The sequence below is a fragment of the Streptomyces echinoruber genome, from assembly GCF_014651135.1.
In the GTDB taxonomy this organism is placed as follows: Bacteria; Actinomycetota; Actinomycetes; order Streptomycetales; family Streptomycetaceae; genus Streptomyces; species Streptomyces echinoruber.
Map to the genome: position 1 here is coordinate 1 of NZ_BMWH01000013.1, position 18733 is coordinate 18733.

An 18733-nucleotide genomic window follows, 5' to 3' on the forward strand; every position below is an offset into this window, starting at 1 on the left:
GGCGCGGCCCGCGGTGTGGGGGATGGACGAGGTCCGCGGGCCGCGCCGTCGAGGGGGGCGGCCGGTGCGGCCGCCCGGGGCGGGGTCAGTACGGACGCCGGATCCGGCGGCGCCACCAGGCCAGGCCGGTGCCGAGGAGCAGGACTCCTGCGGCGCCGGAGGCGGCGGAGGCGGCGATCAGCGTGGTGTCCGAGCCGCCGGAGACGCCCGCCGGCCGCAGCGCGTCGCCGAGCTGGCTGCGCACGTCGGCGTCGCCGGAGACGCCCTTGGCGACCTTGCCGCGCGAGCCCTCGGTGGGCTGGGCGACGTAGGGGAAGGACTTCTCGAAGTGCTTGTCGTTGGCGTCGACCGCGTCGCCCAGGTCGTTCTTGGAGCCGACCAGTTCGCCCTCCACCACCTGCAGCGCCGCGTCGATCACGTCGTCGGTGAGCCGGCGGCCGTTGGGGAAGCCCGCGTTGTCGCCGTCGAGGACGCCGAGCCGCTTGGGGTGGGCGCTGGGCTTGATGGAGGTGTTGAGGCGCAGTTCCTCCGCGGGGCGCACGTGCGGGGGCTGGTTGAGGCCCTTGACGCCCTTGAGGAAGACGTCGACGAGGTCGTTGCGCGGCTCGGCGGGCGCCTTGATCTTGTAGATCTGCTCGATGAGCTTCGGCAGTTCGGGGTTGGTGACGTTCTTCAGGAACTGCGCGTCGTCCCACGGCGAGGACGCGTTGAACTTGTCCTTGTCCTTGAGCGGGTTGACGACCTCGTTGACCAGCGGGTTGCCCAGGCGGGAGACCTGGGACCAGCCGCCGCGGGCGTTCTTGCGCTGCGTGGTGGACCAGATGCCGACGACCGGCTGGCCGGCGGACTCGCGGATGAGGTCGTTGGGCACCTGCAGGGCGATGGAGTTGACGTTGTAGCCCTTGAGGGTGTCGTTGCCGACCTCGGAGAGGTTCCCGCCGTACAGCAGGTCGAAGACGCGCAGGTCGAGGAAGAACGGGTCGTCGGCCTGCCCGGCGAACGTCGTGGCGCCGTTGGAGAGCTTGTACACCGCCTGGTGGCGCAGCTTGCCGTAGTCCGGCATCGACGCCTTGCCGACGTTCGACGGCGCCACCGGCACGTCGTCGGCGATCTTCGTCTTGGCGACCAGCTTCTGCCGGTGCAGCTTGATCAGGTCGATGTCGTAGGTCTGCGTGATGTTCAGGTCCGGGTCGTCGAGGCTGGTGACCGGGCCGGTGTTGTACAGGAACGTCTTGTCGTTCTTGCGGTGGGTGCGGAAGGTGTAGCGGAAGATCAGCTCGCTCTGGGCGTCGCCGTTGTTGTCGACGTGCAGGTCGTACTGGGCGTCGTCGGCGAACGTGTAGAAGTTCGGCCCGCCGGCCGGCTCCTCGAAGGGGATCCAGTTGGCGACGATCGTCGTCGTGTCGGGCTTGTCCGGGCTGACGAACGCGTACACGTCCGTGTTGTCGTACTGCGGCGTCCCCGAGATCAGCGGGGCCTCCCGGTGGCTGGAGGCGGAGGCCGCCTCCGGTTCCAGCGCGGTGACGCCGGCGGCCGCGAGCCCCCCGGCGGCCAGCGCCCCGCAGACGAGGGCCGCGAGGCCCCTGCGGCCCGCACCGGACCTGGAGAGACTGGAGTGTGGTGTCATGCCGTCCGTCCTCAGTGCCAACTTGCCTGACACCCAGCACTTCGGAGCCCGGCCCCGGGCGGATTGGTCCGGCGGAAAAAAATCTTTCTGCGTCTTTCCTTGTCCCCGGCCCGCGTTTCGCCCGCCCCGATCCGTACTCCCTTCCGACGGCGCGTTGGCTGCGCACACCTCGAGGAAGACGGGAGGACCCGGTGCGGCCGAGGAGAGGGGGGACCGCGGTGCAGGCGGACCAACTTCTGTTGCTGGTGGCGGGCGGTGACCACAGGGCGTTCGAGGAGCTGTACGGGCTCGTCGCCGGCCCGGTGTTCGGGCTGGTGCGGCGCGTGCTGCGCGACGCGGCCCAGGCGGAGGAGGTGGCGCAGGAGGTGCTGCTCGAACTGTGGCGTTCGGCGCCGAAGTTCGACCCTGACCGGGGCAGCGCCCTGTCCTGGGTCCTCACCCTCGCCCACCGCCGCGCCGTGGACCGGGTGCGCAGCGCCCGCGCGGCCGGCGAGCGCGAGCAGCGCGACTACCTGCGCTCATCGGCGACCGCCTTCGACCAGGTCGCCGAGGAGGTCGAGGCGGGTCTGGAGCGCGAGTGGGTGCGCCGCTGCCTGGACCGCCTCACCACGCTGCAGCGCCAGTCCGTCACCCTCGCCTACTACGAGGGCTACACGTACCGTGAGGTCGCCGAGCGGCTCTCGCTGCCGCTGGGCACGGTCAAGACGCGGATGCGCGACGGGCTGACCCGGCTGCGCCACTGCCTGGGAGGTGTCGTCGCATGAGCGTCCTCGGCCGCCTGTTCGGCCGCGAGGGGCTGCACTCCCTCGCCGCGCCCTACGCCCTGGACGCGCTGGAGGGCGCCGAACGCCTCCGCTTCGAGCGGCACCTGGAGCGCTGCGAGCGCTGCGCCGCCGAGGTGCGCGCCCTGTCCGAGGACGCCGTCCGGCTGGCCTGCTCCGCGGCCACCCCGCCGCCGCCCGCGCTGCGCGACCGCGTGCTGACCGCGATCCGCACCACCCCGCAGGAGCGCCCCGCCGGCGAGCCGGCCCGTGTCCGCACCGGGCAGTTGCCGCCGCACGTGTGGGGCATCCAGCCGCCGCCCCGCCCCCGCGAGCGGCGCGTCCCGCTGTTCGTGCCGTTCGCCACCGCGACCGCCGCCGCGGCCCTCGTCGTCGCCGGCCTGTTCGCCGTGCAGGCCCACCGCACCCAGGACGAGCTCGCCGCCGCGCAGGCCCGGCAGCGTGAGATCGCCCACGTTCTGGCCGCGCCCGACGCCCGCGCCACCGCCGGCCGGGACGCCCAGGGCCGCACCATCGGCGTGGTCGCCTCCGCCTCCGCGGGACGGGCGGTGGTCACGCTGAGCGGCTACGCGGAGCCCCCGGGCGGCCGGGTACGCCAGCTGTGGCTCATGCGCCCCGGCGCGCAACCGCGCTCCCTGGGCCTCTTCGAGGGCGACACGCCCTTGGTCGCGTCCGGCCTCACCAGGTCGGCGACATCACTTGCCGTGACCGTGGAACCCGACGGTGGATCACCTCGGCCCACTACGCAGCCAATTGTCCAACTCGCCTTGAATTCGGTCGGATTCGGAGAGTAATCGTCAACCGCCTTGTGGGGAAGGTGAATCTGGTGACCGAGATACCCGGCTGCCGGATCGGGACGATAGGGTTACCCTGCCCGGGCCGGGTAGACGTCGGGTGGGGAGTGACATGGAGCAGATAACAGTGCGCAGCAGGGCCAGGGTCCCTGCGATCACCTGTGGGAGCAGCGCGACCAGTACGCGCCTCGACCGCCATCTGTCGGTACTGGCGGGGCCCGCCGTCCCGCAGCGCGAGACGGTCGAGGCCACCTCGTTGATGCGTGAGCTGACGGCACGTGACACCACGCGCGACCGCAGCGGGCACAAGGCGCGCATGAGCCGGGTCTCGCTCTTCGCGCCGCTGCGCCGCCTGCGCCGCTCGCTGTTCGGGGGGAGCTGAGCCGCCCGGCCGCGGCCCGCCGGCCGCGCCTCCGCCCCGACCGCCCGTCGGCACCCGGCCGGCGGCCACCGCTCAGGCCGCCACGCCGTCCCGGCGCAGCTCCGCGATCTCGCCGTCCGTCATTCCCACGGCGCGCAGCAGCTCGTCGGTGTGCCGGCCCAGTGCGGGCACGTCACCCATCCGCGCCTCGTCCCCGCCCGGCAGCGTGATGGGCGGCAGCAGCGCCTTCAGCGGCCCGGCCGGCGACCCGACCTCCCGCCACCGCCCCCGGGCCGCGAGCTGCGGGTGCTCCGCCACCTCCGCGACGTCCCGCAGGCGCGCGCACGCGATGCCCGCGCCCTCCAGCCGGGCCAGCGCCTCGTCCGCGGTGAGCGCCCCCAGCGCCTTCGCCACGAGGGCGTCCGTGCGCTCCCGGCGGGCGACGCGCGCCGCGTTGGTCGCGAACTCCGGGTCGGTGCCCAACTCCGGGCACCCGAGCACCTGTTCGGCCAGCCGCCGCCACTCCCGGTCGTTTTGCACCGACAGCAGCACCCGCCCGCCGTCCGCGGTCGGGTAGGCGTCGTACGGCGCGATCACGGCGTGCGCGAGCCCGGTGCGCGCCGGGGGAGTGCCGCCGTGCATCGTGTGGTGCAGCGGATGCCCCATCCACTCCGTGAGCGCCTCCAGCATCGACACCTCCACCGGCCCGCCCCGGCCGGTCGCGCCGCGCCGCACCAGCGCCGCCAGCACCCCGGAGAACGCGTACATGGCCGCCGCGATGTCCGCCGCCGGGATGCCGGCCTTCACCGGCTGTTCGGGCGTCCCCGTGACCGACACCAGGCCCGCCTCGCACTGCACGAGCATGTCGTAGGCCCGCTTGTCCGCGTACGGCCCCGAGGAGCCGTAGCCGGAGATGTCCACGGCGATCAGCCGCGGGTGGGCCGCGCACAGCGTGGCCGCGTCCAGGCCGAGCCGGGCGGCGGCGCCGTGCGCGAGGTTCTGCACGAACACGTCCGCCCGCGCGATCAGCCGCCGCACCACGTCCAGGCCGCGCGGGTCCTTCAAATCCAGCGCGATGGACTCCTTGCCGCGGTTGCACCACACGAAGTGGGAGGCCAGGCCGCGGGCGGCGGTGTCGTAGCCGCGGGCGAAGTCTCCGCCGTCGACCCGCTCGACCTTGATCACCCGCGCGCCGAGGTCGGCGAGCTGCCGGGTGGCGAAGGGGGCCGAGACGGCCTGTTCGACGGCGACGACGGTGATGCCCTCCAGGGGCAGGGGCAGAGGCGCGGGCACAGGATCCATGGGGTGGATCATGACCCGTGGGGCGGGGAGCTGTCAGCAGGCCGGTTCGTCGCGGCCGGCCGGGCGGCCCGTCCCGATCGGCCGGGCGCACCGGCGGCCGGGCGGCGGCCTCCCGCGGACCGGGACCCGGACCTCTCACCGACCGGGCCCCGCAGCTCTCACCGACCGGGACCCGGACCTCTCACCGACCGGGCCCCGCGGCTCTCACCGACCGGGCCCCGGACCTCCCACCGTCACAGCAGCGTGAACTGCCCCTCGGGGCCCTCCTCGGGGTGGTCCAGGACGGACGCGGGGCGGCGGGCGGAGTCCGGGACCGGCAGCACGCCGGCCGCGCGCAGATCCGCCGCCGTGATCGGCGAGACCGGTGTCAACTCCCGCTGGAGCGGCCGCAGTTCCGCGAGGAGGGCGAGGACGGTGATGAGCTCCAACAGCTCCGACGTCCACGCCTGGGGCCAGGTCGCCGGGCGGATCGCGGCCAGGGTGCCCGGCTCGGGCTCGGCGGTGCGGGCCGCGAACCACCGCTCCAGGACGCGCCCGCCGCCCGCCTCGAACTCCCACGCCTCGGCCGGCACCGGGGCGATGCGGCCCCCGTCGAGGTGCAGCGCCTCCTCCTCGCGGTCGTAGAGCAGCGTCAGCGGCCGGGCGGGCAGCGGGGCGCGGACGTAGGGGCGGCGGCCGCCGGGCAGCCGGGGGCGCTCGCCGTCGCGGCGCATCAGCCACAGCATGCGGCGGCCCAGCCGCACCCCCCGCGCCCACAGGCCGGCGTCCGCGGTGAGCGGCACGGCGAGGCCGCGGGGGCCGGGGCGGGCCACGGCCATGATCCAGGCGAGCACGTCGTGCGCGTCCGGGGCCGCGCCCAGGACGCGCCCCAGGTGGTCCGTCAGGCCGGGGGCCAGGTTCGGCTCGGCGGCGCCGGGGCGGCGGTACAGCGGCCGGATCGGGCCCGTGCGCAGCACCGGCACCAGCGACGTGGCCAGCAGCGGCGGGCCGGCCGGGCCGGCGGCGGGCGGCACCTCCACCGTGAAGATCTGCCGCTCGTCCGCCACCCGCCACAGCTCGGGGCGGGCGGCGTCGATCAGACGGTGGTCGGGGATGAGCCACTGCTCGTCGAACGGCGCGTACAGCACCCGCACCGGCTCCGCGCACGGTCCCGACGCCCGCGCCAGCCGCTCCGTGCCGCCCGTCCGGCCCGGCAGCTGCGCCACGGCCGTGTGCAGCGTGCGGGCCCGCGTCGGCCGGAACAGCGCCTCGCGGTCCGGTCCCTCGGCCTTGACCAGCGCCTCCCAGCGGGCCTTCAGGCAGGCGGCGTCGGGGGCCGCCGGCCATCCCCGCCCGAGCCGCGGCGGTGCGACGGACCACGGCATGAGATCCGCCAGCAGCGGAGCGTCGTCGTGCGTCACGCCGGGCATCGTACGACGGTCCGCCGACTGCGGGCCTACGTCGCCTCCAGGGTCACCGTGAAGGAGAAGCGGTCCCCGCGGTAGTGGATGACCGCCACGTCCAGCACCCGGCCGTCCGTGTCGTACGTCACGCCCGTGTAGTGCAGGATCGGGCTGAGCAGCGGCACCTCCAGCAGCCGGGCCGTCTCGGGGTCGGCGAGGCGGGCCTCGACGGTGTCGGTGATGCGGCCGATGTCCGCGCCGACGACGTCCCGCAGCACCTTCGTCATCGGCCAGCGGACCAGGTCACCGGGGTCGATGCGGTCGGCCAGGTCGGGACGGACGTAGTTGCGGGCGTGGTTGGTGGGCTCCCCGGTGTCCTTGTCGCTGCGCAGGCGGTGGTACGTGGCCACCTCGGGCAGGTCCGGGAAGTGCTCGGCGAGGTCGGCCGGCACCGGGGCGCGGCCGTGCTCCAGCAGCTCCGTGGCCATGCCGGACTGCTGGGCCACGATCGCGTCCACCGAGCCCAGCAGCCTGACCGGCGCGCCCCGCCGGGCGCCGGGCGCGATGAACGTGCCGCGCCGCCGGTGCCGGGTGATCAGCCCCTCGTCCTCCAGCTCCCGCAGCGCCTGACGCATCGTCAGCACGCTCACCCCGTAGTGCTCCGCCAGCCGCTCCTCGGTGGGCAGCCGCAGCGGATCCCCGGGCGAGCGGCCGAGGATCGAGGCGCGCAGCGACTGCGACACCTGGTACCACAGCGGCAGCTTGCGGTTCAGGACGATCGAGTCCGGGGCGAAGGAGGTCACGGCGCCATCCGTACCCTTCACGAGGGGAGCTGTGCAAGGGCGGCCGGCGCTCAGCGCGACGGGCGGAAGTGGCGCTGGAGGCCCCGCCACACCTCGTCGTAGCCGCGCTGCAGGTGCTCCGCGCGCGCCGCCTGCTCGGTGAGCAGCACCGGCCAGCGGGTCTCGAACATGAACGCCAGCCCGTTGTCCACCTTCTGCGGCACCAGCTCCGCGCCGCTGGCCTTCTCGAACGTCTCCCGGTCCGGGCCGTGCGCCGACATCATGTTGTGCAGCGAGCCGCCGCCCGGCACGAAGCCCCCCGGGCCGGCGGTCTTGGCGTCGTAGGCGCCCTCGATCAGGCCCATGTACTCGCTCATCACGTTCCGGTGGAAGTACGGCGGCCGGAAGGTGTCCTCGCCCACCAGCCAGCGCGGCGCGAACACCACGCAGTCGACGTTCGCGAGCCCCGGCGTGTCCGACGGCGAGGTCAGCACCGTGAAGATCGACGGGTCGGGGTGGTCGTAGCTGATGCTGCCCAGGACGTTGAAGCGGCGCAGGTCGTAGACGTACGGCACGTGGTTGCCGTGCCAGGCGACCACGTCCAGCGGCGAGTGGTCGTACGTCGCCCGCCACAGGTTGCCGCAGAACTTGGTCACCACCTCCACCGGCCCCTCGACGTCCTCGTACGCGGCGACCGGGGCGCGGAAGTCGCGGGGGTTGGCCAGCCCGTTGGCACCGATCGGGCCGAGGTCGGGCAGGCGGAAGGGGGCGCCGTAGTTCTCGCAGACGTAGCCGCGGGCGGCCGGGCCCCGCCCGCCGTCGGGCGCCGCGTCCAGCAATTCCACGCGGAAGCGGACGCCGCGCGGGATCAGCGCCAGGTGCCCGGGCTCCACGTGCAGCAGCCCGAACTCGGTGCGGATCAGCAGCCCGCCGCGCTCCGGCAGGATCAGCAGCTCGCCGTCGGCGTTGCCGAAGACGCGCTCCATGGAGACGTCGGCGTGGTAGAGGTGCACGGCCATGCCGGTGCGCTGCGCCGCGTCGCCGTTGCCGCCCAGGGTCCACAGGCCGGCGAGGAAGTCGGTGCCGGCCGGCGGCTCGGGCAGGGGGTCCCAGCGCAGGCGGTTGGGGTCGGGCACGGTCTCGGTGAACGGCGCGGTGCGCAGGGCGCCGTTGCCGGTGCGGGTGAAGGGCGGGTGGGCCGCCGAGGGGCGGATGCGGTACAGCCAGGAGCGGCGGTTGTGGGCGCGCGGCTCGGTGAACGCCGTGCCGCTCAGCTGCTCGGCGTACAGGCCCAGCGGGGCCCGCTGCGGCGAGTTGCGGCCCTCGGGCAGGGCGCCCGGCTCCGCCTCCGAACAGTGCTCGTTGCCGAACCCGGACAGATACGTCAGCCCCTCGGCCAGCTTCCGCGCGTCGCCGCTCATGACCGCTGCTCCCTCGCACCGATTCCCGCACCCTGTTCCTATTCCTATGGATCACCATAGGAATGCGGTTTCGCGGGCGCAAGAGCACGGCGGGCGCCGGCGCCGGGCGTCTGCCGACCTCCTGCGGGCCTCCTGTGGACCTCCTGCGGACCCTCCGTGAGGAGGACGGCGGAACCGACCTGAGAGGGATCCGGATATCGGACCGGTGTTCTACTCTCGCCCGCATGTCGTGGACGCGTGGACCGCTCGCCGCGCTCGCGGCCGGCGCCCTGCTGGCCGCGAGCGCGGCGGGCTGCGGCTCCGGCGGCGCGCACGGGCGCGGCGACGGGAAGGGGACGGGCGGCGCGACCTCCTCCCCGGCGGCGGGCAGACTCCTGGACGGCACCGACGAGCAGGGCCGGCGCCTGCGCGAGGCCGACGCCGGCCGGGCCCCCGGGGTCGACGTCGAGGTGCGGCCCGACGGCGGCGACCGCTGGGACGTCCGCCTCACCGTCCACCGCTTCCGCTTCTCACCCGCCGGCGCGTCCCCCAGGGCCGCGGCCGGCCGCGGCTACGCCCGCCTCCTCGTCGACGGCCGCCCCGTCGCCGTCCTGCACGGCCCCGACCACCACCTCCCCGGCCGCCTCGTCCCGCACGGCACCCACCGCGTCACCGCCCGCCTCTACGCCGACGACGGCACCGCCTGGGCCGTCGGCGGCAAGCCGGTGCAGTCCACGGTGGACCTCACCGCGTCCGGGCCGGCCGCCTCCAGGACGGCCGCTTCCGGCCCGGACGTCTCCGAATCGGACGCTCCCGGGCCGGCGCGCCCCGCGACCGCCGCTCCCGTCCCGGCCGCGGCGACCGCCCCCCGCCCCCGGCCGCCCGCCGAGGGCCACGGTTCACCCCATCGCGGCGGAAAGGCATCATGAAGCCCGTGCCCGTGCCCCATACGACATCGCTCCGCCGCGCCCCCGTGCAGCGGCGCAGCGCCGAACGGCTGGCCCGTATCCTCGACGCGTGCGCCGATCTCCTGGACGAGGTGGGCTACGACGGCCTGAGCACCCGTGCCGTGGCACAGCGCGCCGGCGTGCCCATCGGCTCGGTGTACCGCTTCTTCGGCAACAAACGGCAGATGGTCGACGCGCTCGCCCAGCGCAACCTGGAACACTACGCCGAACGCGTCCTGGAACGCCTCCGCGAGGCCGGGGCGGCGACGGGGGCCGGCGGGGGCGGCTGGCGCGCGGTGCTGGACGTCGTCCTCGACGAGTACCTGGCGATGAAGCGCACCGAGCCCGGCTTCTCCCTCGTCGACTTCGGCAACCAGATCCCGGTCGGCGCCCGTGACGCCGAGCCCAACCACCGCGTCGCCGACCGCCTCACCGACCTGCTCGCCGGTCACCTGGGCCGCGATCCCGACGAGGACCTGCGCCGCACCTTCCTGGTCGCCGTCGAGACCGCCGACACCCTCGTCCACCTCGCCTTCCGCGTCTCCCCGCAGGGAGACGAGAAGATCATCGACGAGATGCGGGAGCTGCTGCGGGCGTACCTGAGCCGGGTCCTCGACTGAACCCCGGCCCGCCCCGGACCGCGCGCCCGGCCTGCCCCGGACCGACCACCGGACCGACCCCGGACCGATCACCGGGCCACCCCGGATCGGCCACCGGACCGATCACCGGCCCACCCCGGATCGACCACCGGACCGACCCCCCGGACCGAACGGCGGGGCGCGGGGGCCTCCCCTCCATGCATACCGGTCGGTATGCTCGGCGCCCAGACCGTGCGCCACCGCTGCCGCCACCCTCGGGAGGACCCGTGTCCACGACCCCGCGATCCCGCACCGCCCTGCGGATCTGCCCCTTGTGCGAAGCCACCTGCGGGCTGACCCTGACGATCGACGGCACGCGGGTCACCGCGGCCCGCGGGGACCGCGACGACGTGTTCAGCAAGGGGTTCGTCTGCCCGAAGGGCGCGGCCTTCCCGGCCGTCGACGGCGACCCCGACCGGCTGCGCGGGCCGCTGGTGCGGCGGGACGGCGAGCTGCGGGAGGCGAGCTGGCAGGAGGCGTTCGACGCGGTGGCGGCCGGGCTGCGGCCGATCGCCGAACGCTACGGACCGCATTCCCCCAAGTTCTCGGCTTCGCTCGAACAGGGAGGGATCCCCATCGCCGTGGTGCTGGGCAACCCCAACGTGCACACGGTGGCCGGCGGCCTCTACCCGCCCCTCCTCGTCGGCGGGCTCGGCACCCGCAGCCTGTTCACCGCCTCCACGGTCGACCAGATGCCCAAGCACGTCTCCAGCGGGCTGCTCTACGGCGACCCGCTGCTCATCCCGGTACCGGACCTGGACCGCACCGACCACCTGCTGCTGCTCGGCGCCAACCCGCTGGAGTCCAACGGCAGTCTGTGCACCGCTCCCGACTTCCCCGGCCGGCTCCGGGCGCTCAGGGCCCGCGGCGGCACCCTCACCGTCGTCGACCCGCGCCGCACCCGCACCGCCCGACTGGCCGACCGGCACGTGCCGATCCGGCCCGGCACCGACGCGCTGCTGCTCGCGGCGATGGCCCACGTGCTGTTCGAGGAGGGCCTGACCGATCTCGGCGGCCTCGCCCCGCACGTCCAGGGCGTCGACGAAGTCCGCGACGCCGTGCGCGAGTTCACCCCCGAGGCGGTCGCCGGCGCCTGCGACGTCGAGGCGGCCGTCATCCGCGGCCTCGCCCGCGAGCTGGCCGCCGCCCCCACCGCCGCCGTCTACGGCCGCATCGGAAGCTGCACCGTGCCGTACGGGACCCTGGCGAGCTGGCTCGTGGACGTGCTCAACGTCCTCACCGGCAACCTCGACCGGCCCGGCGGCGCCCTCTTCCCGCAGTCGGCCACCGGCGCGTTTCCCCGCCCGGCCGGCCCCGGACGCGGCTTCGCGCTGGGCCGTTGGCACTCCCGCGTCAGCAAGTACCCGGAGGCGAAGGGGGAGTTGCCGCTGGCCGCGCTGGCCGAGGAGATCGACACCGCCACGCAGGAGGGCGAGCCGGTGCGGGCGCTGATCGCCGTCGCCGCCAACCCGGTGCTGTCCGCGCCCGACGGCGACCGCCTCGACAAGGCGCTGGCCTCGCTGGACTTCATGGTGAGCGTCGACCCGTACCTCAACGAGACCTCGCGCCACGCCCACGTGGTGCTGCCGCCGCCCCCGCCCGCGCAGAGCCCGCACTTCGACTTCGCGTTCAACGCCCTCGCCGTGCGCAACCAGGTCCGCTACACCCGTCCGGCGATCCCGCTGGAGCCGGGCCGCATGGCCGAGGCCGAGATCCTGGCCCGGCTGGTCCTGGCCGTGACGGGCGCCCACGGCGCGGACCCGGCCGAGGTGGACCGGGCGGCGATCGAGCGGACCCTCGGCAAGGCCGTGCGGGACCCGCACGCGCCGGTCCACGGCCGCGACCCGCGCGAGCTGGCCGCGCAACTCACCGGCGTCGACGGGCCCGAGCGGCGGCTGGACCTGATGCTGCGCCTCGGCCCGTACGGCGACGGATTCGGCGCGCGGCCCGACGGGCTGAACCTGGAGAAGCTGCTCGCGCACCCGCACGGCATCGATCTCGGGCCGCTCCGGCCCCGGCTGCCGCAGCCGTTGAGGACCCGCAGCGGCAAGGTGGAGTTGCTGCCCGGACCGATCGCGGACGACCTGCCGCGCCTGCGGCGGGCCCTGGCCGAGCGCCCCGCCGGTCTCGTCCTGGTGGGCCGCCGGCACCTGCGTTCCAACAACAGCTGGCTGCACAACATCCCGGTCCTCACCGGCGGTTCCAACCGCTGCACCCTGCACCTGCATCCGCGGGACGCCGCCCGCCTCGGCGTCCGCGACGGCCAGACCGTGCGGGTCAAGGGGGCCGGGGGAGAGGTGACCGCGCCCGCCGAGGTCACCGACACGGTGCGGCCCGGTGTGGTCAGCCTGCCGCACGGCTGGGGCCACGACCGGCCCGGCACCCGCCTCGGCCATGCCTCCCGCGAGCCCGGCGCCAACGTCAACCAGCTCCTCGACGGCCGCCTGCTGGATCCGCTGTCGGGCAACGCCGTCCTCAACGGCGTGCCGGTCGAGGTCGCGCCGGCGCAGGACCCCGCCCCCGTGTCCGCGGCGCAGCCGTGACGTGGAGCGCTGCGCCGGGCGAGTGACATCTGACGGCGTGTCGGGGGCCGGGAGGGCGGTGCGGGTCCCGCGTGTGAAAGAGAGTCAGACGGAAGAGCGATTTATATGAAAATCGTCTGATTCAGAGGAGCGCGCATGCCCACTCAGACACCGCCACGCACCCTCGGCCGCCGCGCCGGCGCCACCGCCCTGACGGCCGTGTTCGCCGCCGGGGCCGCCTGGTTCGGGGCGCCGTCCGCCCTGGCGGCCCCCGGCGACGGCGGCGACATCAGGATCCACGAGGTGGGCGTGCCCTTCGGCGTCTCCAAGGACGACCCCAGGGTGTGCCGGTTCTACCTCGACGCCGTCAACTTCGACTCCTTGACGAGCATCTCCTACACCATCCAGCCGCAGCCCCCGTTGCCCAACACCGCCGAGACCAGCGGCACCATCGCCCTGGCCGGCGGCGCCGGCCACACCGACCCGCTGGGACTGGCCGACGGGCAGTACACGCTGACGTGGACCGTCCCGGGCGAGACGGCGCCTCCGACGCCCCAGCCCGGGACGACCCGGCAGAAGGTCTTCCGGGTCGACTGCCACCACAGGGAGGACCGCGACATCCGCGACCGCGATCGCGACCGTGACTCCGCCGTGGCCGGCCGCGGCCGCGACCGTGACCCGGTCGCCTCCGACCGCGACCGTGACCCCGGCCAGGCTCCCCGGGGCGGCGTCCACGCGGGCGGCGGCGGCCTGGCCGACACGGCGGGCGCGCTCTCACCGGTCGCCGGGGCCGCCGGCGTGGGGCTGGTGGCGGCCGCGGGAGTCGTGTACTTCCGGGTGACCCGCCGGCGGCCCGATGGTGCCGCATAGCCGCCCCGTCCAGCGCGGGCGCCGCCGCAGGCCCTGGCGCCGCACCCGGACCTACCGGCTCGCCAGGACGGCCGTGCTCGTGGCCGTCCTGGCGACGCTCGGGACGCGGTGCGGCGGGCACGACCGGCCGCGGGAACCGGTGCGGGCCGACGGGCCCGCCGGGACCGGGACGCCGGCCCCGGCGGGCCCGCTGCCCCCGTCGCGGGCCACGGCGCTGCGCATCCCCTCCCTCGGCATCGACGCGCCGGTCGTCCCGCTCCGCCTCGACCGCGACGGGCACCTGGGCACGCCCCCGGTCGACAAGCCCCGCCTGGTCGGCTGGTACGAGGGCGGCCCGGCCCCCGGCGAGACCGGCACGGCCGTCGCCGTGGGCCACCGCGACACCCGCACCGGCGCGGCCGTCTTCGCCGCCCTGGGGCAGGTGCGCGCCGGCAGCCGGATCGAGGCCCGCCGCGCCGACGGCCGTACCGCCGTCTACACCGTCGACCGGGTGCGGGTCTTCGACAAGTCGGGCTTCCCCGACCGGGAGGTCTACGGACCCAGCAAGCGCCCCGAACTGCGGGTCATCACCTGCGGCGGCTTCTACAGCCGTCGCACCGGCTACACCGGCAACGTCGTCGTCTTCGCCCACCTGACCGGGACCCGCGGCCCGTCCGCGCGGCCGGGCACCCCGTCCCCGGCGGCCCCGGTGCCTCCGTCGCCCGCCCCGTCGGCGACCGCGGGCACGACCACGACCACGGCTACGACCACGACGACGGCGATCCCCCCGACCGGACCGCCGACGATCGCCCGGCCCCTGCCGTCCACCTGGACGCCCGCCCGGCCCCTGCCGTCCACCTGGACATCCGTCCGGACCCTGACATCCGCCCAAACCCCGACGCCTGCCCAAACCCCGACGCCTGCCCAAGCCCCGACGTCCACCCGGACCCTGACGTCCACCCAGACCCTGCCGCCCACCCGGACCCTGCCGTCCGCCCTGCCGTCGGCCGTCCCGGCGACTTGGGCGCGCCCCGGCTGAATCCGAACGTCCGCTTTCCCGCCGGTTCTCACCACCTGGGACGAAAGCGCCCGCTGTCGTCACGCGTCTTCCCCTGGCCGGGCACATTCCGTTAACTTCCGTGCCCCACGCCCCGTGCGACCCGCACGCGGCGTCCGACCACGGAGCACCAGGGCCGTCCGGCGGACGGGACCGGCTGAACGACGGCAGCCCGCCCGCACGGTCCGCCGGCCGGCCCGGGGCACCCCACACCGGTCCCCGGGGGCAGCAGCCATGACACGCGCCATCTCCCTGCACGACGTGAGCAAGGTCTACGCCCGAGGCGTCCGCGTGGTGGACCGGCTGACGCTGGACATCGCGCCCGGCGAGTTCCTCGTCCTGCTCGGCCCCTCCGGGTGCGGCAAGTCCACCGTGCTCAGGATGATCGCCGGCCTGGAGGAGATCACCGAGGGCGAGCTGCTGCTGGACGGCGAGTGGGCCAACGACCTGCCGCCGTCGGGACGGGACATGGCGATGGTCTTCCAGAACTTCGCCCTCTACCCGACCATGACCAGCCGCGACAACATCGGCTTCCCGCTGCGCATCGAGGCGCCCGGCCGGGACCACCGCCCCAAGGTGGACGCCACCGCCCGGATGCTGGGCATCGAGGACCTCCTCGACCGCTTCCCCGCCCAGCTCTCCGGCGGCGAACGCCAGCGCGTCGCCATGGGCCGCGCCATCGCCCGCCGCCCCTCGGCCTTCCTCATGGACGAGCCGCTGTCCAACCTCGACGCCAAGCTGCGCAACCACCTGCGCGCCGAGATCTCCAAGCTCACCCGGGAGCTGGGCGTCACCACCGTCTACGTCACGCACGACCAGGCCGAGGCGATGTCGCTCGGCGACCGGGTCGCCGTGCTGCGCGGCGGCGTGCTGCAGCAGGTCGGCAGCCCGCGCGAGGTGTACGCGCTGCCGCGCAACGTCTTCGTCGCCGCGTTCGTCGGCACCCCCCGCATCAACCTGCTGCGCGGCGTCGTCCACGCCCCGCTCGACGGGGCGATGTCCCTCGCGCTGGGCAAGCAGTGCCTGCGGCTGCCCGACCCGCCCTCCCCGGACCACCAGTTGCTGCGGGTGCAGCAGGGCCGCGAGGTCATCGTCGGGCTGCGCGCGGAGGCGGTGCGCATCGCCAAGCCGTCGGCCGCCCGGCCCGGCGAGGTCCCGCTCACCGGGCTCGTGGAGCACGTCGAGTACCAGGGCCACGAGGTGCTGGTCCACTTCAACACCGGCTCCCACCCCGCCGTCGTCCCCGAGCTGGAGGCGCCGCGCCCCGCGCCGCGCCCGGCCCGCCGGCGCCGCCGGGACGGCGGCGGGGTGCTGGAGCGGATCAGGGAGCGGGCCGGCAGCCTGCGCGCCGGCCCCGTCGTGGTGCTGGACGACCCGGCGAACGGCCCGGCGAACGATCCGGCGGACGGCTCGGCGAACGGCCCGGCGGACGCGCCGAGGGAACCGGCCCTCGCGCCGGCCGAGGCGCGCCTGCCCGGTGACCTCGTGATCCGCACCACCCCGGACATCCGGCTCCGCCACGGCCTGCAGGTGCCGCTCCTGGTCGACCTCGCCCACCTCTTCGTCTTCGACCGGCACGGCGAGCGGATCTGCCCGGCCCCGGCGCGCCTGCCGGACCTGGCCGAGTGAGGCGGGCCGCGGACCGCGCCGGCCGGGAGCCCCCTGGCGCCGGAAAACTAACGCCGCTAGTTTGTGTGCCGGACGACGGAGCCCCCGCCCGGGAGGAAACACGATGCAGGCATACGACGGCATGTACCTCGACGGCGCCTGGCGCCCCGCCGCCGGCCCGGACGTGATCGAGGTCGTCGACCCGGCCGAGGAGCAGGTCATCGCCACCGTCCCCGCGGGCACCGCCGAGGACGTCGACGCGGCGGTGCGGGCCGCCCGCGCCGCCCTGCCCGGCTGGGCGGCGACCCCGCCCGCGCGGCGGGCCGCGCACCTGGCGGCCCTGCGCGACGCGCTGGCCGCCCGCAAGGACGAGATCGCCGAGACCGTCACCGCCGAACTGGGCTCCCCGCTGCCGTTCTCGCAGCAGGTCCAGGTCGGCCTGCCGCTCGCGGTCGCCGGCTCCTACGCCGAACTGGCGGCCACGTACGTCTTCGAGGAGAAGACCGGCAACTCGACCGTCTGCCTGGAGCCGGTCGGCGTGGTCGCCGCCATCACCCCGTGGAACTACCCGCTGCACCAGGTCGTCGCCAAGGTGGCCCCGGCGCTGGCGGCCGGCTGCACGGTCGTCCTCAAGCCCGCCGAGGACACCCCGCTCACCGCCCGCCGCTTCGCCGAGGCGGTGCACGAAGCCGGCCTGCCGACGGGCGTGTTCAACCTGGTCACCGGCCTCGGACCGGTCGCCGGGCAGGCCCTGGCCGAGCATCCGGGCGTCGACATGGTGTCCTTCACCGGCTCCACCGCCGTCGGCCGTCGCATCGGCGCGATCGCCGCGGGCGCCGTGAAGAAGGTCGCCCTCGAGCTCGGCGGCAAGTCCGCCAACGTCATCCTGCCCGACGCCGACCTGGCGCGCGCGGTCAACGTCGGCGTCGCCAACGTCATGGCCAACTCCGGCCAGACGTGCAGCGCCTGGACCCGGATGCTGGTCCACCGCGACCAGTACGACGAGGCCGTCGAACTGGCCGCGGCCGCCGCCGCCAAGTACGGCGACCGCATCGGCCCCCTCGTCAGCGCCCGGCAGCAGCAGCGGGTGCGCGGATACATCGAGAAGGGCGTCGCCGAGGGCGCCCGCCTCGTCGCGGGCGGGCCCGACAACCCCCGCGAGCGCGGCTACTACGTCGCCCCCACCGTCTTCGCGGACGTCACTCCCGGCATGACCATCGCGCAGGAGGAGATCTTCGGCCCGGTCCTCGCCGTCCTGCGCTACGAGGACGAGGAGGACGCCCTGCGCATCGCCAACGGCACCGCGTACGGGCTCGCCGGCGCGGTCTGGTCCGGCGACGAGGCCCGGGCGGTCGCCTTCGCGCGGCGCATGGAGACCGGCCAGGTCGACATCAACGGCGGCCGCTTCAACCCCCTGGCGCCCTTCGGCGGTTACAAGCAGTCCGGCGTCGGGCGGGAGCTCGGCGTGCACGGCCTCACCGAGTACCTTCAGACGAAGTCCCTCCAGTTCTAAGTACCTTCAACTCCAAGCCCCTCCGAACGAAGCCCCTCCAAACCAAGCCCCTCCAGTTCCAAGGGAGTCCAGCAGATGTCCGTCCGCGCCGCCGTCCTGCCCGCCGTCGGCTCCCCGCTGGAGATCACCCGCATCGAGCTGCCCGACCCCGGCCCCGGCCAGGTGCGGGTCCGGCTCGCCGCCGCCGGGGTGTGCCACTCCGACCTGTCGCTGTCCAACGGCACCCTGCGGGTGCCGGTCCCCGCCGTCCTCGGCCACGAGGGCGCCGGCACCGTCGTCGCCGTCGGCGAGGGCGTCACCGGCCTCGCGCCCGGCGACCGGGTCGTCCTCAACTGGGCGCCGTCCTGCGGCGACTGCCCCGCCTGCGCGCGCGGCGAGGTGTGGCTGTGCGCCGACGCCCTCAGCGGCGCCGCCGCCGTCCACGCCCGCACCGAGGACGGCACCGAACTGCATCCCGGCCTGAACGTCGCCGCCTTCGCCGAGGAGACCGTCGTTCCCGCCTCCTGCGCGCTGCCGCTGCCCGACGGCGTCCCGCTCACCGACGCCGCCCTGCTCGGCTGCGCCGTCCTCACCGGCTACGGCGCCGTCCACCACGCGGCGCGGGTGCGCCCCGGCGAGAGCGTCGCCGTGTTCGGCGCGGGCGGCGTGGGCCTGGCCACCCTCCAGGCCGCCCGCATCGCCGGCGCGTCGCGGATCGTCGCCGTGGACGTCTCCCCGCACAAGGAGGAACTGGCCCGCGCCGCCGGCGCCACCGACTACGTCCTCGCCTCCGACCGCACCCCCCGGGAGATCCGCGGCCTCACCGGCGGGCAGGGCGTCGACGTCGCCGTCGAGTGCGTCGGCCGCGCCGTCAGCATCCGCGCCGCCTGGGAGTCCACCCGCCGCGGCGGCCGCACCACGGTGGTCGGCATCGGCGGCAAGGACGAGCAGGTCACCTTCAACGCCCTGGAGATCTTCCACTGGGGCCGCACCCTCTCCGGCTGCGTCTACGGCAACGCGAACCCGGCGCAGGACATCCCGGTCCTGGCCGAACACGTCCGGGCAGGCCGCCTGGACCTGAGCGCGCTGGTGACGGAGCGTATCGCCCTGGACGGCATCCCGGCGGCCTTCGAGAACATGCTGGCCGGCAAGGGCGGCCGGGCACTGGTCGTCTTCTAGCGCAGGTCAGC

At 75.1% G+C, this 18733-nt stretch carries 15 protein-coding genes and 1 pseudogene; 11 read left to right on the forward strand and 5 right to left on the reverse strand.

From position 1 onward, the window contains the following. Positions 1 to 85 precede the first annotated feature (85 nt). Entirely contained in the window at positions 86 to 1627 is a 1542-nt protein-coding gene (locus tag IE225_RS16415; RefSeq protein WP_190058266.1) for a DUF4331 domain-containing protein, read from the reverse strand. A gap of 218 nt (positions 1628 to 1845) precedes the next feature. Here IE225_RS16415 and IE225_RS16420 point away from each other — a divergent pair, with 218 nt between their 5' ends. From IE225_RS16420 to IE225_RS16430, 3 genes are all read left to right on the forward strand, one after another. After that, positions 1846 to 2391, forward strand: coding sequence for a sigma-70 family RNA polymerase sigma factor (locus tag IE225_RS16420; RefSeq protein ID WP_190058267.1), 546 nt, complete (start codon positions 1846 to 1848; stop codon positions 2389 to 2391). Beyond that, positions 2388 to 3203, forward strand: a complete 816-nt coding sequence (locus tag IE225_RS16425) for an anti-sigma factor (protein WP_190058268.1) — start codon at positions 2388 to 2390, stop codon at positions 3201 to 3203. The genes IE225_RS16420 and IE225_RS16425 overlap by 4 nt, the downstream gene beginning before the upstream one ends. A gap of 112 nt (positions 3204 to 3315) precedes the next feature. Next, positions 3316 to 3585 carry a hypothetical protein gene (locus IE225_RS16430; RefSeq protein ID WP_190058269.1) on the forward strand — a complete coding sequence of 90 codons (270 nt, stop codon included), beginning with the start codon at positions 3316 to 3318 and terminating at the stop codon, positions 3583 to 3585. Positions 3586 to 3657: 72 nt separating this feature from the next. Here IE225_RS16430 and IE225_RS16435 read toward each other — a convergent pair whose 3' ends face one another. The 4 genes from IE225_RS16435 to hmgA all read right to left on the reverse strand — a co-directional run bounded on the left by IE225_RS16435 (position 3658) and on the right by hmgA (position 8451). Beyond that, a complete protein-coding gene (locus IE225_RS16435) occupies positions 3658 to 4878 on the reverse strand; it encodes a CaiB/BaiF CoA transferase family protein (RefSeq protein ID WP_373303204.1) in 1221 nt (406 codons plus the stop codon). A gap of 221 nt (positions 4879 to 5099) precedes the next feature. Then, positions 5100 to 6275 (reverse strand): type ISP restriction/modification enzyme, encoded by a 1176-nt coding sequence (locus tag IE225_RS16440; RefSeq protein ID WP_190058271.1) that lies wholly within the window; start codon positions 6273 to 6275, stop codon positions 5100 to 5102. 26 nt (positions 6276 to 6301) lie between these two features. Next, on the reverse strand, positions 6302 to 7051 hold the full coding sequence (locus IE225_RS16445) for a GntR family transcriptional regulator (RefSeq protein WP_190058272.1): 750 nt from the start codon (positions 7049 to 7051) through the stop codon (positions 6302 to 6304). Between the two features lie 50 nt (positions 7052 to 7101). Further along, positions 7102 to 8451, reverse strand: coding sequence for a homogentisate 1,2-dioxygenase (hmgA, locus tag IE225_RS16450; protein ID WP_190058273.1), 1350 nt, complete (start codon positions 8449 to 8451; stop codon positions 7102 to 7104). Between the two features lie 224 nt (positions 8452 to 8675). On the opposite strand from hmgA, the gene IE225_RS16455 reads away from it, so the two are divergent. The 8 genes and pseudogenes from IE225_RS16455 (at position 8676) to IE225_RS16490 (ending at position 18722) form a co-directional block, all read left to right on the forward strand. Further along, positions 8676 to 9359, forward strand: coding sequence for a nuclear transport factor 2 family protein (locus IE225_RS16455; protein ID WP_190058274.1), 684 nt, complete (start codon positions 8676 to 8678; stop codon positions 9357 to 9359). Beyond that, positions 9356 to 9997: a TetR/AcrR family transcriptional regulator gene (locus IE225_RS16460; RefSeq protein WP_190058275.1), complete on the forward strand. Its 642-nt coding sequence runs from the start codon at positions 9356 to 9358 to the stop codon at positions 9995 to 9997. Before IE225_RS16455 ends, IE225_RS16460 begins: the two co-directional genes overlap by 4 nt. 245 nt (positions 9998 to 10242) lie before the next feature. After that, positions 10243 to 12558, forward strand: coding sequence for a molybdopterin oxidoreductase family protein (locus tag IE225_RS16465; RefSeq protein ID WP_229879621.1), 2316 nt, complete (start codon positions 10243 to 10245; stop codon positions 12556 to 12558). Between the two features lie 135 nt (positions 12559 to 12693). After that, positions 12694 to 13407: a hypothetical protein gene (locus tag IE225_RS16470; RefSeq protein ID WP_190058277.1), complete on the forward strand. Its 714-nt coding sequence runs from the start codon at positions 12694 to 12696 to the stop codon at positions 13405 to 13407. Further along, positions 13394 to 14059: pseudogene (locus IE225_RS33220) on the forward strand (class F sortase); the annotation flags it as partial. The gene IE225_RS16470 and the pseudogene IE225_RS33220, both read left to right, overlap by 14 nt. 618 nt (positions 14060 to 14677) lie before the next feature. Next, positions 14678 to 16072 (forward strand): ABC transporter ATP-binding protein, encoded by a 1395-nt coding sequence (locus IE225_RS16480; protein ID WP_190058279.1) that lies wholly within the window; start codon positions 14678 to 14680, stop codon positions 16070 to 16072. A gap of 103 nt (positions 16073 to 16175) precedes the next feature. Next, positions 16176 to 17564 carry an aldehyde dehydrogenase family protein gene (locus tag IE225_RS16485; protein ID WP_190058280.1) on the forward strand — a complete coding sequence of 463 codons (1389 nt, stop codon included), beginning with the start codon at positions 16176 to 16178 and terminating at the stop codon, positions 17562 to 17564. A 75-nt stretch (positions 17565 to 17639) separates the two neighbouring features. After that, positions 17640 to 18722 (forward strand): Zn-dependent alcohol dehydrogenase, encoded by a 1083-nt coding sequence (locus tag IE225_RS16490; protein WP_190058281.1) that lies wholly within the window; start codon positions 17640 to 17642, stop codon positions 18720 to 18722. The last annotated feature ends 11 nt before the right edge of the window (positions 18723 to 18733 follow it).